Origin of the sequence: Vulcanococcus sp. Clear-D1 (assembly GCF_014654725.1) — a bacterium.
In the GTDB taxonomy this organism is placed as follows: Bacteria; Cyanobacteriota; Cyanobacteriia; order PCC-6307; family Cyanobiaceae; genus Vulcanococcus.
On the sequence record NZ_JACVZV010000018.1, the window covers coordinates 326,654 to 338,604 of the forward strand.

Genomic DNA, 11,951 nt, shown 5'->3' on the forward strand with positions numbered 1-11,951 from the left:
ATTTCGGCAACTGGATCTGCGACTGAGTGAGCGCTGGGTGATTCCTGCCTCGGAGCTGCGCTGGCGTTTCTCCCGATCCAGTGGGCCTGGCGGCCAGAACGTGAACACCACCGATTCGCGGGTGGAGCTGCTGTTCGATCTGGCGGCGACGCCGTCGCTGCCGCCCCATCTGCTGGCGCGGGCGTTGCGCCGTCTGGAGGCGCGGCTGGTGGAGGGTTGCGTGGTGATTGCTGCCAGTGAGCACCGCTCCCAATGGCAGAACCGCGTGGCCGCCCAGCGGCGTTTGGTGGAGCTGCTGCAGGAGGCGATCAAGCCACCGCCGCCGCCGAGGCGGGCTACCAAGCCCACGCGTGGCTCGGTGCAACGGCGACTGGAAGCCAAGAAGCAGCGCAGCGCTGTGAAGCAGCAGCGGCGCGGGCGGATTCAGCCGCCGGACGACTGAGCGGCCCGAATCTCAGCTTTTGCTTGCTGCCACAGGCCCTCCAGTTCGCGGATGCTGCGGCTCTGCAGGTTTCCGCCCAGCGCTGCCTCCACGCGGGAGAAGCGATCGAGGAAGCGGCGGTTGGTGCCGGCTAGGCCGGCCTCTGGATCAATGCCGCACCAGCGGGCCACGTTCACCAGGGTGAACAGCACATCGCCGAGTTCCTCCTGGGCGTGGGCCTTGTTGCCGCTGGCCACCGCTTCCTTGAGCTCATCGAGTTCCTCGTGCACTTTCTCCCACACACCGGCCATGTCGTCCCACTCGAAGCCGGCTGCGGCGGCTTTCTTGGAGATGGTCATCGCGCCGGCGAGGGCGGGCTGGCCGCGCACCTTGCCGGCGAGGCGATCGCTGAGGGGGCTGGCGGAGGGCTCACCAGCGGGATTCGCGGCCTTCTCCGCCGCCTTGATCGCTTCCCAACTGGCTTTCACCGCGGCGCTGTCGGCGGCCTCGGCGTCAGCGAACACATGGGGGTGGCGACGAACCAGTTTCTCGCTGATGCCTGCGGCGATCTCGGCCAGATCGAACCGCCGGTCTTCCTGGGCAATCTGCGCATGCAGCACCACCTGCAGGAGTAGATCGCCCAGTTCTTCTTTGAGATGGGCGTCATCGCCATGGCGGATCGCATCGGCCACCTCATGGGCTTCCTCCAGCACATAGGGCACCAGGGAGGCGTGGGTCTGCTCCAGATCCCAGGGGCAGCCGCCCTCCGGGTTGCGCAGCTGGGCCACCACGGCGATCAACTCGCTCAACGCTGCGGTGGTTTCGGGCGTGGCGGCCATCGGTTTGCTGCTCAGGCGTCGGCGCCACCCTCGCACTCCCGGACCAACCGCCGGCTCAGCCAAAGGTGGTTGAACAGGGCCTGCAGCAGCTGGATCGGCGGCTCCAGCCCGGCCTTGGTGAGCTGCTGCTCGAGCCGCTCCGCATCCATCGAGAACACCTTGCTGTTGCGGGATGCCATCACCGCTTCGATCGTGGCGCTATCCATGCCCAGGGCTGCAAAGCGGGTGCGGCCGATGGCCAGGCCCAGGTCCAAGCCCGGTGGTCCTGATTCGCTGTAGCTACTCAGCAGCAGGCAGCCACCTGGTGCCACATGCGCCGCCATCTGCCTGAGCAACTGCTCTTGCGCTGCCGGGGCCAGAACGTGCATCACGTTGTGGCTGATCACCACCTCGAAGGCGCGATGGGCGGCGGCATCGAGATGGTCGGGGCCCCACGCCACCCGTGCGGTGGCGCCGATGCCAGCGAGCAGATCGCTGCAGAAACCGCGCATCTGCTCGCTCGGTTCCACCAAGGTGAACGTGGCCTGAGGCAGTGCCTCCAGCAGCGCCGGTAATTCCGTGCCCGTGCCGGCCCCTACCACCAGCACCCGTTGCGCCTGGGGCTGTAAGGCCGCCGCGGTTGCGGCCGCGAGCTCGAAGATCGCGTCGTAGGCGGGGATCAGCCGGCGGATGCGCGCGTTGTAGGTGCGGCCGTAGTCACCGTCGAAGTCGAGCAGGGCCATGGGCTGCGAGGGATCCGCTCAGCGGAGTCTGCGGCGGCGGCGTCGCTTGCGCTGCAGCAGCCTTGGCAGGCGCGGCAGGGGATCACCGTCTTGGATCAGATGCAGCCAGGCGCTGGCTTCCACGCCGATCAGCACCGCCAGGCTCAACCCGCGCTGCTCCTGCCAGAGCATCTGCAGGCCCCGGCCCAGTTGCAGCGGGCTCGGTGCACCCCAGGGCTGCAGCAGCCAACACGCCAGCCCCACCAGCACGGCCAGATAGACCAGCCGGCCTGCACTGCCCAGAAGCGGTGAATGCGAGATCAGCGAGCGATGGCGCAGCAGCCGCCGGTAGGGCCACCACAGCAGGCGCAGCGGTCCCCAGCGGTGACTGGGGTTGGAGCGCGTGTCGAGATCGGGAGAGAGCCACAGCCCACCGATCAAAAAGGCCAGCCCGGCGGCGCTGATCCCCGCGAGCCCCAGCCAGGGCCCCCACAGCAGCCCGAAGGGCAGGGCCAGGATCCAAGTGGCGCGGTCGTGCTGCTGGCCGCTGGCCATACCGGCTGTAGGTGCTGCATTGCAGAATGGCGCAGCCGCCCGGTTAGCTCAGCGGTAGAGCGCCTGCCTTACAAGCAGGATGTCGCTGGTTCGAACCCGGCACCGGGCATTGGTTTGAGGGTCGAAGCTGATCGATCAGCGCGCAAAAAGCGCGCAAAACACTCTGTTGCTGGTGTTGTTCGGGAAGCCCTACCGCTACATCTGGCGCTGACTTGCCCTAGTTTGACTTGGTCAACCGACGACCACAGCTTCTGATCAGGGCGTGCTCCCAAGCCCCAGAGGTTTACAAGCGATGGATACGGCCTTGCTGCAGGACCATCGGCTCAAGGGAAGAGTGACTCAGCAAGGTTCTTCGGGGTTGGCAAGCCGAGGGGAGACGCCGAACGGAAGACAAGCGCCGGGAGTGGAAAGACCGGCAGCCCTCCTGTTTGTTCGGTATGAACTATTCGACTTCCTGGGCGCCTCAGCCAGAGGCCGCGGCCAAGTTGCACGTATCTGAGCGCACGCTCGTTCGTTGGCGTGCGTCTAATTTTCTTAAGCAAGGGAAGCATTGGCGCCGTGCCTTGCCTTCCGCTCGGGCTCGTGTGCTTTACAACATTGAGCAATGCGAGAAAGACGTAGTAAAAGCATGCTCTCGTGATGCATCATTGCTTGAGCGGGATTTGCATCTTGTTCGTTAGCATATTTGTGCACGCTTAAGCGATGCATGGCTATGGCAATAACGGCATGAAAGACAATCTTGGTGAACCTATTGGTACTCGCTATCTTCCTGAGCAGCTAAAGCTCATTGAAGAGGCGGCCGTGGCCTTGAAAATCCAACGCTGCGAAATCATCAGGACTGGCGCCGCCATCTACGCCAAGCAGCTTTTAGGCAAGATTTATAGCAACTAAAAAGCCCTTCTCCATGGAGAAGAGCCCAAGTTCTTTTTCTTACTTACCATCCCATCATAACAATGGAAGATTCAGCATTTGACCTAGATGAAATGATGGCCTCTTTCCAAGCCTCCGAGCCCTCCGAACCCTCCTTGCCAGAGTCAGTGAGGGAAGGACAGATTGCAATTGAGGCTTTCAAAAAGGATGTAGAGGCTGTAGTCAGTAACGACAGCCTTAAGCAATTAGACAGGCTTCCAATCCTGCGTCAGTTAAAGGACAAATACAACCTTAGGCTTCATGACAGCGACCTGCGCAAGATGATGCACGATGCGCGACGTAAAGGCCGCGCAGCTTATGAGCCAATTACAAGCGGACGTAAGCTGAAACGTGCCAAAAGCAAGTGGCTATGGGAAGGTCTGATTATGGACGGACAAATTAATATCTTCATGGCTCTTGCCAAAACTGGTAAAACACTGCTTGTTCTGCAGTTTATGGCTGCATTGATGAATGGAGAGGAAAGTTTCCTTGGGAGGAAACTTTCTGAGCAGAATCGTCGTCGCCATATTTTGATTTGTGGTCCAGATATGAATGAAGCTGACTGGGCTGAATGCTTAGATACGTCCGGCCTTCTCATTGATGATGAATTAGTAGGTGATGAGCGGATTGAGCTTTTGACTGCCGAAGATGTTTTTAGTTTGGATGATGATGGCATTGACTTTATTGCTCGCAAAGCGCAGCAGTACCCAGGGCTAATTGTTTTGCTTGATAGCTACACCAAGGCCATGGAAGGCATGGGCTATCAAGATAAAGACACGAGTTATGGCGATCCTTTGTCTGCTTTAGCTGATGCTGTGGCTCCCCATGGGGCCACAGTCATAGTCATTCATCATGTGAGTAAAGGTAATCGCAACGCCAGTCCCGTGTTGGCGGGTCGCGGATCAATGCGTATGGCCGAAATTGCTTCTTGGCTGGTCAAGCTTCAATTCTTAAAAGAGGAATCTGAAGATTCCTCTTCTGACGGTTTAATTACTGGCCCTCGCAAAATGACTGCTATTGGCCGTGGCCGTTCAAATGAGCTTGTAGCTGAAATGGATGGCAATGGACAGTGGACGAATGGTCAAGCCTTAGATTTAGTACTTCGGCAAATGGAAGAAGAGCAGCAGAAGGCTGCTCTTCTTAACAGCCTCAATGATCGTCAAAAAGAAGTATTGAAGATCTTGAAGGCTGAATGGTGCGATGGAGAAAAGTCCACTGTTGAGATGGTCGCCGGGAGGTTGTTTGGGGGGCCTCCAAATGAAGACAGCAAGCGGAAAGCTCGGGCAACACTCGATCAGTTGAAGGAGAAGGGTTTGGTCGACAAGGAAATTCTCATTGAAGAGTGTAGGCAATTCACTGTGTATTGGCCAATTGAGGATGTTCAGGCGGAGGCTTCGGAGGGTCCGGAGGCTTCCAGGCTAAAAGCTATCGACGAGGACTCTGACTGTCCTTTCTGAAGACGATCAAGTAGGTGGTGATAGTGGTGTCGATGATTACGACTCCACTATCAGGGATAAGAACAGCTTAAAGATAGTTGGGGGGCTTCAGGATGCTTCGGAGGGTGGTGCGGAGGGTTTTTCTGACTGCACGACAGATGACAACACTTGTCAGTTTTAGCTGTGAGTCACTAGGACATTGTATTTTCAAGAAAATCTAATCTCATTTTGGCCTTGAATTATGCACTCTCCGCATAGCAAATGGATTCACGACGAGATAGAGCTTCCTTGCCTTTCAGGAGGCCTGGACCCAAATTCGGGACCTTGGGCCTACCGAGGAGAAGAACATACTTATTCGCCAATAGACGCTCCCGGCGGCATCTGGCACTACGATAATCGTGGAATAAGAGTAGTTGATAAAGGGCCAGATTTTATCCATCTCGAGACCATTTTCCTCAAGAATGAAATCTCGCGTCGAATTAGGCTTGAGGATATTGCCGCTTTCGATGTATCTTCGGATCAAGGCGAATACATTCAGAGATCCGTCGTCAGCGAGAACTGCCCCATCTGGCTTTCGCGAGTCAACCCTTATCCGACTCTCTTTCTAAGTTTTTATATTTCATACCTCGTACGCGACATAGGCAGAGCCATAGTTGATTTGCATCCTGAAGTTTTAACGGGAGAAAAGTTTGTAGACGGAAGCAGTTGGTCTTCTCGCGAGACAATATGGATCAACAGACGAAAAAGAGGGGTTGTTGTGCAGCCCGGACCCGAGTGGTTTTCCGTTGATCGCCCCGAAGAGCCATATTCAGATCTCGGCATGACTGGGGAGCTGGCGTCCGGGGTGTCACGCATAGTTGCCAAGCTCATCAGAGATTCATCCGTTCCTGGACTAAAGTCTAAGCTTTTTGAGCTATTTCCGGAGTACTGGGAGAAACTTGCTTATAACTTGAGGATCTACAGCATTCGCGATCAGCATCTACCGCAAGGTGCGCCGTGGTTTTCTCTTGGTGCAACCAACTGCTTTGAAACAGTTAGATTCCATGCCTTTCATGCTAAGGATCTTTATTTGTCAGCAGAAGCTGCTTTCGACAGGGAGCTAATTCATCAATATGCAGATGCCTCTTGGGAATTAGCAGAAAAGCTTCTGGTGCTAAAAGAAGTTATCCAAAAGACCAAGGAAGAAAACTGTCTCGACAAGACTAAGGTGGGCAGATTTGCGATAGCCTGTCGCTTTGCACAAGGCGCAAGGGAGCGCATAAGGAAAGTTCAAGGAAAGGAGTATCGCGAGTCTTTTGATAGCGCTTCGTGGATCCAAGCCTATGGAGATATCATTGCTGACAAAATTCTAGAATTTCAAAACAATAATCATGGAGCTCTCTTTCATGTAGACCATATTGTTCCTCTTGCCGCGTTGCCGCGGGAGAGCTGGAGGACCCATGAATCTCTTGCATGGCATCCATCTAATCTTCAGATCTTGACTGCAGAAGAGAATGTAAGCAAGAGTTCCTCGTATCTAGGCAGGCGTCTTACTTATAAGAATTATGATGAGTCAATTGGCGCGCAAGCCCTTGAAGACTTGATTCGGCGCCATCGTTTATACATGCAGGATTCAGAGGGAGGCAGTGCCTAGTAATGACTGCTTGCATGTTTAGTGCATGCAGAGCCTCCTCTCGGGCGCACTTCTGAATTGTGCGACTCGCCCTCACGGCGGCAATACAGGCAAGTCTTCGTCGTTGCGATGTGCACATTTAGGCCAGTATCATGAAGTCGCATTCCAATTGAAAGAGGTTATGCATCATCTCGCTTAGGTGCTATTCCGTGTTATTGCTCTGGAAGCGCTTAGCTAATGCCGAGGCGGGTGATCATCCTTTTGATCTGAGTTGGGCTCAGTGGCTGACCATTACGCGTAAGGAATCCGGCACCAGCAAGGCCACTTGCCATTTCACGCAAGGTGCTGCCCTTAATTACCATTGCTTCCAGAATTGGACGGACGCGCTCAGCACTATCTGTGGCCCGTTGCTTGGCCGCTTCATTGCTTTTGATGGTGCCGGGCCTCACGCCACCCAGTTGCACGCCACGGGCCTTTGCAACGGCCAGACCGGCCTTTGTGCGCTGACTGATCCGTCGGGCCTCAAATTGGGCGAAGGCGGCCATTTGATTGATGAACAGCTCGCCTTCAGCGGTGGCGGGATCGACGTCGGGGAAGTCAGCGAACAGCAGCCCCCCAAAGCCGTTGCGCTCGGTTTCCTTCACCAAGCCGGCGATCAGCTCCACGTCACGGGCCAGGCGATCCAGCTTTGCCACGCATAACACCGCCTTGCGCCTGCGGGCTTCAGCCAGCGCCGCCTTGAGCTGCGGGCGATCCGCCCTGCGCCCCGATTCAACCTCGGTGAACTGGCCCACCAGGTTGTGACCCAGGCGCTGCAGCAGGGCCTCCACCGCCACCTGTTGAGCTTCCAGCCCGTAGCCACTCTCACCCTGGCGACTGGTTGAAACCCGGAAATAAGCGACCACCTCAGCCATGACACCAGCCCAGATCGCAACAGACTACGATCGTTGTGGGTGGTACTGTTAGCGGCTTGCCTAGTCAGTGCTGGCTAGTTTCCGCGTGAGCCGTTGGCTTGAGACCGCGAGATTGGACAAATGTCCAACGCTTATTGCGAATTGCCCATAGCGCCATCGTGCCGTGTTGTCGCTCAGATCGCAGGCGAGCAGGTGACTGATCTCTCTATGTCTTCAGAACGGCTGCAGAAGTTAGACCAGACTTGCATCATGGACAACAACCGGAAACATCAGCCTACTAGCCCCATGCAAGATCTAATCAAGATGCACTAGACAATGCAAGCAGATGAATCACTGAGCGGTAATCGACTCGGAAGACGGACAAGTACTAAGGTCTCCAATGCTCATTTCTCTGTTAGGGCAGTTTGGATTAAAGCTGGCATTGACATAGTCATTACCCCAAGCAAGAGTACCTCGACCCCACATGATTCCCTGATTCAAGGCCTCAGCTCCCCCCCCCCGCATCGGTGACCCTTACCGCCTAGTTCTTTCTGATTTCTTCCAAATATGCCAAGACCCTTGCAAACAACAGAACGGCATCTGCCGCCACCTGCATAACCGTATCCAGCGGGGCACTGATTACCAACCTCGGACAGCAAGCCAGGCCTATTTGTCTGGTCGATCCGTATGTTAGTTGTATTCTCCTTTGATGCTTCTCCAGAGAGCGTCTTGACGCACCCCGCATAGTCAACAGCCTTAAGGCATGAATCGTGATATGGAGGTAGAGGAGTTGCGGTGCTCGCTGGAAGAGAGACAGTAATCAAAAAAGGAACGAGAAAAAGCCCTTTTGCATTGAGGAGTTTCATAAAGAGAAGATCAGAAGAAACGGATTAGGCGAGAGGGTATCAGCCAACATCAGCGGCATTTCCACTAAAGCATGCTTGGCTGTCAGGATAGCAGCACCACGATATCGCATCTATACACATTTGGACCTAAAAACAATAGTTACGTATAGCTTGTTTTAATTCGATGGAATGAAATCAGTATAGTCTGTGTGCGAATGAACCGCTTCACCCAAAAAAACATCGGCAGTTTAATGTGGCTGCTCACAGTGCGATAAGCCGCTTCAATGGCACTAGCAAAGCCCACGGGCGCAGCCTTTCAGTGGGGCTTCCATTGACCACATATATCTGTTGCTAATGTTGTCGGCCACAGCCCTTTCTTGTACGTAACTTGTTCGGATCTGATTACAAACATATCCTGTTCGGCAATTTCTCTCCTGATTGCGGCCACTTGCTCCTCCACGCTTCTGATCTCCTGTTGGATTGCCTTGATTTCATCAAAGCACTTGCCTGTATTCCCGGGGTAGCGATTTAATCTCTGTAGTTCTTCTAAGAAACTTGTAGCATTTTCCAGGCTCCTGCGAAGATCTAAAAGCGCTGGATTCTCAACTTGAACCGGCACGAGAGCGATGGCATCTTCTGAGCCAATGGGTGGATTGAAATGACACGTGCCATTAGCGTATTCTCCTCTACTGCTCTCATCAGAGTGCCAGAAGGCACAATCTGCACATGGCGCCAAAGTACTATGTGATATTGAGTCCATATCATACCCGAGTGCGACCGATAGGCCCTTTAGCGCGGATCGTCTATGTATTGATCAATCTTTTTCGCAGTCTCTATGTAATTCTGGATGTCGTCTGCCAAGTCGACTATCTTTCTGAACGCATTTCGATTTTCAATAAAGAAAGAAAACTCGATATTGCCAAAAAACCGTTCGCTAAAATCAGGATTCATGGCGTATCTCTTGGCTAGCTTCTCTATGACTTCGTCTGATAGATAATCGCTTGCAGCTTCCTCGGTGTATGGAGGCTGAAAAAACTCTTTCGGCTTGGGTTCAGCGCAGAGGTGCTCTACTGCCTCGATTGAGAGTTCATGGTCTCGGCATTCTTCTTCGGTATTGAATTCGCGATTGTCTCTATCCGAGTAATAGCGTTTGTACATCTCTTGTGTGATGTGGTAGGTGGACGGTTATTGTACGGGCCTGCAGAAGTGCCATCTGTATTGCGGGTTCTGCTAGTCGTCGTATGGAGTCTCTTCTGAGGCCCATGCGTAATGCTGTTGATGAGTGGTTATTGAGTGCCCCATTGCAAGGCAGATAGTATTAAGGCGTAGGCCCCTTCTGTGTGCGCGAAAACTGTAAGTATCCCGAAGCGCACCCGGCTTGAGACTTAGCCTCATCTTTGTTTCGTATTTCTCGTTAAGACTCTGCCAGTAGCTCATCCGGGCGAGTCTATTGTTCCAAGCCTGCGGGTTTGTATTTGGAAGTGGTAGCTTCCCTTGGCGCATAGCTTCGACCAGGTCTCCCCACAATGCTGAGGATCCTTCGGGTGGCAACGCCCTCAGCCACCGGGGTTTTGTTCGGTCATTGCCTGATATTTTCTCGTATGCGCAGTACATCTGCCATCCTTTTGTTGGGTGTTCTCGCGGCTCGCAGTGCCAGGGTTCCTCCCTTCGGAGACCATAGGTGGCCACTAGAGCCACGTAGTTTGCCCATTCCGCACCATTCCTTCCTTTCCTGTTCTCTTCGAAAAGTCGTAGAACTTCCTCTTCTTCAAGATGAGCAAGGCTCTTCTTTTTGGCCGGTCTTCCTCTGATCTCTTTTAGTCTTTCTCTGGACAGGAGCCAGCTTTTTGCTGGCGCTCCATGGTGTTCTGTTGCATACTCAAGAAAACGATTAATCGCAATACAGCATTTTTCTAGGGCTCTTGGCTTCTCTCGCCATTTTTCCGCTGTTTGTTCGGCTAGCTCGCCACCGTTTCTCGGTGGCTTTTTGCTGGAGAGTAGTTCAATGGCATAGTCGATGTAAGCCGCGTAATCTTCGCGGTATGTCTGTTCTTTGATCCTGTTTCCGGAGGAGAGTAGTCTGGCTCGGAATGCTGTTGCTGCTGCTTCCCATTGAATCCTTTCCAGCCTGTGGTTGTTGTTGGCAATTAGAGCTGCATCCCGCAGTTCGTACCCGTCGGTCACCAATGCAAATATGTTTCTAGTGCGAGCAAGGATGTCGCCGACATTTCCTCGCGACCAGTCGAAGGGCAGCGTGATTGTTCCCTTCGTGGCCTCTGTGCGGGCTTCGAGCCGCGCTTTCCCGCGATCTTCGCGAACTGTCCAGCCACTGCCCAGTGAGCTGCGCACGGAGGCTCTGAGCCCCCTCTCCCAGTCCGCTGCATTGGTGATTCGGGGCAGGGTAGTAGGTCTTGCGCTCGCTTCAGATTGGCATTCGCGCAAAATGCGCGCAAGGGTGGCCTAGTAGGTCATGGCGCGTCGCTCATGGTCATGGCACAAGCCTTGCTACAACTGAATTATGCATGCAGGGGCCTAGCCGCAGACTTCCCTTACAAGCAGGATGTCGCTGGTTCGAACCCGGCACCGGGCATCAGGGAATCAGACCGCTGAGGCGATTTCGGAAATCGCCTTTGGGCATGCCGCCCTTCAGTTCGCCGTGGATGGTGAAGTCACCTTCTGGATCACTCACCACCAGATAGGTGGGCCAGCCCATGCCTTGTTTATCGGGGTATTGGGCCAGAAGGACGCGGCGGTAGCGGCGATAGGCCTCGATGTCCTGCAGCATCACGCTCACGAAGCTGCAGCCCAGTTCGCTGCACACCGCGGCGTCGTAATGACTCATGCGGTGGCAGGTACCGCAATCTTCTGAGCTGAACTTGAGAACGGTGTAGCTCATGCTTCGGGCTGCACTGCCCGGAAGCTAGCGATCAGGGGTGGATCTGGCTTCGCCTGTAGAGCCGTCGTTCACACAGCTCCAGCTGTTGGTGTGCACCAAATACCAGGCTGATCTGTTGGAAGGCATCGGCGCTGGTGCGGCAGCCGATCTGGAGGCGGAAGGCTCCCTCGGGTAGCCATTCGGGCACGGAGCAGATCAAGCCATCCACGAAGCTGGCTGTGAGCGGGTGAATCGCAAACTGATCTGCGCTGAAGGGTTCGCACGGGGTGAGCCGCTCGTGAGGCCAGCATTCCTGCTCACCGGGCCACCCCTCCAGATCCCTCAGCAGTTGCTCGGGGGTCTGCTCGGGCCGCGCAGGATCCTGCTCCTTGGCATGCGCACAACGAAAGGCGACGGCTCCGATCGCATCCAGGCTCCAGCCACAGGGTTCAACTTCGGGATGCTGTCCCCAGAGCAGCACCAGCATTGAGCGGGCGCGTCCGGCAAACAGGTTCACCTCATGGCCGAAGCGTTCGGTAGTGGCGTCGACGCGGAGACTCGATTGCCCCCCAGCACCGCTGAACTGCCAGCAGTTGCCGCCGTTGTTGTAGCTGGTGCGGCTCAAGGCCAAGCGGCGCCGCCCCTCTGGTGCGAAGAGCAAGCCACGGCCATCCCAGACGCCGTGATCTGGATCGCTGAACTGAATGTCGTAGCAGGTGTCATCGATGACGCGGCTGGGATGCAGGGGGTCGAGGGCTTCGCTGCGGAGGTACCAGTGGCTGCGGCCCTGCCAGCAGCCTTCGAAGTTGAGGCGGTTCAGGTCCCATTGGCGCTGCTGCTGATCCAACACACGCCTCATCGGCTC

General features: G+C 55.4%; 13 protein-coding genes and 1 tRNA gene. 5 read left to right on the forward strand and 9 right to left on the reverse strand.

The features are described from left to right. Nucleotides 1-10 precede the first annotated feature (10 nt). On the forward strand, nt 11-442 hold the full coding sequence (gene arfB / locus H9532_RS08495; RefSeq protein WP_296367465.1) for an alternative ribosome rescue aminoacyl-tRNA hydrolase ArfB: 432 nt from the start codon (nt 11-13) through the stop codon (nt 440-442). Here the strand turns inward: arfB and mazG are convergent. From mazG to H9532_RS08510, 3 genes are read right to left on the reverse strand one after another with little or no spacing between them, the layout of a single operon-like run. Then, nucleotides 424-1,260, reverse strand: coding sequence for a nucleoside triphosphate pyrophosphohydrolase (gene mazG, locus H9532_RS08500; protein WP_296367353.1), 837 nt, complete (start codon nt 1,258-1,260; stop codon nt 424-426). The two genes, arfB and mazG, sit on opposite strands and share 19 nt — an antisense overlap. An 11-nt stretch (nt 1,261-1,271) precedes the next feature. Continuing rightward, a complete protein-coding gene (locus H9532_RS08505) occupies nt 1,272-1,982 on the reverse strand; it encodes a class I SAM-dependent methyltransferase (protein ID WP_296367355.1) in 711 nt (236 codons plus the stop codon). 18 nt (nt 1,983-2,000) lie between these two features. Next, nucleotides 2,001-2,516 (reverse strand): metal-binding protein, encoded by a 516-nt coding sequence (locus H9532_RS08510; protein ID WP_296367357.1) that lies wholly within the window; start codon nt 2,514-2,516, stop codon nt 2,001-2,003. Nucleotides 2,517-2,553: 37 nt separating this feature from the next. On the opposite strand from H9532_RS08510, the gene H9532_RS08515 reads away from it, so the two are divergent. The 4 genes from H9532_RS08515 to H9532_RS08530 all read left to right on the forward strand — a co-directional run bounded on the left by H9532_RS08515 (nt 2,554) and on the right by H9532_RS08530 (nt 6,494). Beyond that, nucleotides 2,554-2,625, forward strand: a tRNA-Val gene (locus tag H9532_RS08515). Nucleotides 2,626-3,242: 617 nt separating this feature from the next. Next, on the forward strand, nt 3,243-3,407 hold the full coding sequence (locus H9532_RS08520) for a hypothetical protein (RefSeq protein ID WP_296367359.1): 165 nt from the start codon (nt 3,243-3,245) through the stop codon (nt 3,405-3,407). A gap of 62 nt (nt 3,408-3,469) precedes the next feature. Beyond that, a complete protein-coding gene (locus H9532_RS08525) occupies nt 3,470-4,882 on the forward strand; it encodes an AAA family ATPase (RefSeq protein WP_296367361.1) in 1,413 nt (470 codons plus the stop codon). Between the two features lie 220 nt (nt 4,883-5,102). Next, a complete protein-coding gene (locus H9532_RS08530) occupies nt 5,103-6,494 on the forward strand; it encodes a DUF1524 domain-containing protein (protein ID WP_296367363.1) in 1,392 nt (463 codons plus the stop codon). 209 nt (nt 6,495-6,703) lie between these two features. On the opposite strand, the gene H9532_RS08535 is transcribed toward H9532_RS08530, so the two are convergent. The 6 genes from H9532_RS08535 to H9532_RS08560 form a co-directional block, all read right to left on the reverse strand. Beyond that, the gene (locus tag H9532_RS08535) at nt 6,704-7,387 is read right to left on the reverse strand and encodes a recombinase family protein (protein ID WP_296367365.1); all 684 of its coding nucleotides are present in this window, start codon (nt 7,385-7,387) and stop codon (nt 6,704-6,706) included. 1,140 nt (nt 7,388-8,527) lie between these two features. Beyond that, entirely contained in the window at nt 8,528-8,830 is a 303-nt protein-coding gene (locus tag H9532_RS08540; RefSeq protein ID WP_296367368.1) for a hypothetical protein, read from the reverse strand. Nucleotides 8,831-9,000: 170 nt separating this feature from the next. Next, complete coding sequence (locus H9532_RS08545; RefSeq protein WP_296367370.1) at nt 9,001-9,369, reverse strand: hypothetical protein; 369 nt, start codon at nt 9,367-9,369, stop codon at nt 9,001-9,003. A gap of 72 nt (nt 9,370-9,441) precedes the next feature. Next, nucleotides 9,442-10,395, reverse strand: coding sequence for a hypothetical protein (locus tag H9532_RS08550; protein WP_296367372.1), 954 nt, complete (start codon nt 10,393-10,395; stop codon nt 9,442-9,444). A gap of 406 nt (nt 10,396-10,801) precedes the next feature. After that, on the reverse strand, nt 10,802-11,107 hold the full coding sequence (locus H9532_RS08555) for a thioredoxin family protein (RefSeq protein WP_296367374.1): 306 nt from the start codon (nt 11,105-11,107) through the stop codon (nt 10,802-10,804). A 31-nt stretch (nt 11,108-11,138) separates the two neighbouring features. Then, a complete protein-coding gene (locus H9532_RS08560; RefSeq protein ID WP_296367376.1) occupies nt 11,139-11,945 on the reverse strand; it encodes a hypothetical protein in 807 nt (268 codons plus the stop codon). Nucleotides 11,946-11,951 lie beyond the last annotated feature (6 nt).

What these genes read in the sequence shown, in the direction of transcription:
- mazG (WP_296367353.1), bottom strand. Translation starts at nt 1,260, where the DNA reads ATGGCCGCCACGCCCGAAACCACCGCAGCGTTGAGCGAGTTGATCGCC.
- H9532_RS08505 (WP_296367355.1), bottom strand. Translation starts at nt 1,982, where the DNA reads ATGGCCCTGCTCGACTTCGACGGTGACTACGGCCGCACCTACAACGCG.
- H9532_RS08510 (WP_296367357.1), bottom strand. Translation starts at nt 2,516, where the DNA reads ATGGCCAGCGGCCAGCAGCACGACCGCGCCACTTGGATCCTGGCCCTG.
- H9532_RS08520 (WP_296367359.1), top strand. Translation starts at nt 3,243, where the DNA reads ATGAAAGACAATCTTGGTGAACCTATTGGTACTCGCTATCTTCCTGAG.
- H9532_RS08525 (WP_296367361.1), top strand. Translation starts at nt 3,470, where the DNA reads ATGGAAGATTCAGCATTTGACCTAGATGAAATGATGGCCTCTTTCCAA.
- H9532_RS08530 (WP_296367363.1), top strand. Translation starts at nt 5,103, where the DNA reads ATGCACTCTCCGCATAGCAAATGGATTCACGACGAGATAGAGCTTCCT.
- H9532_RS08535 (WP_296367365.1), bottom strand. Translation starts at nt 7,387, where the DNA reads ATGGCTGAGGTGGTCGCTTATTTCCGGGTTTCAACCAGTCGCCAGGGT.
- H9532_RS08545 (WP_296367370.1), bottom strand. Translation starts at nt 9,369, where the DNA reads ATGTACAAACGCTATTACTCGGATAGAGACAATCGCGAATTCAATACC.
- H9532_RS08555 (WP_296367374.1), bottom strand. Translation starts at nt 11,107, where the DNA reads ATGAGCTACACCGTTCTCAAGTTCAGCTCAGAAGATTGCGGTACCTGC.
- H9532_RS08560 (WP_296367376.1), bottom strand. Translation starts at nt 11,945, where the DNA reads ATGAGGCGTGTGTTGGATCAGCAGCAGCGCCAATGGGACCTGAACCGC.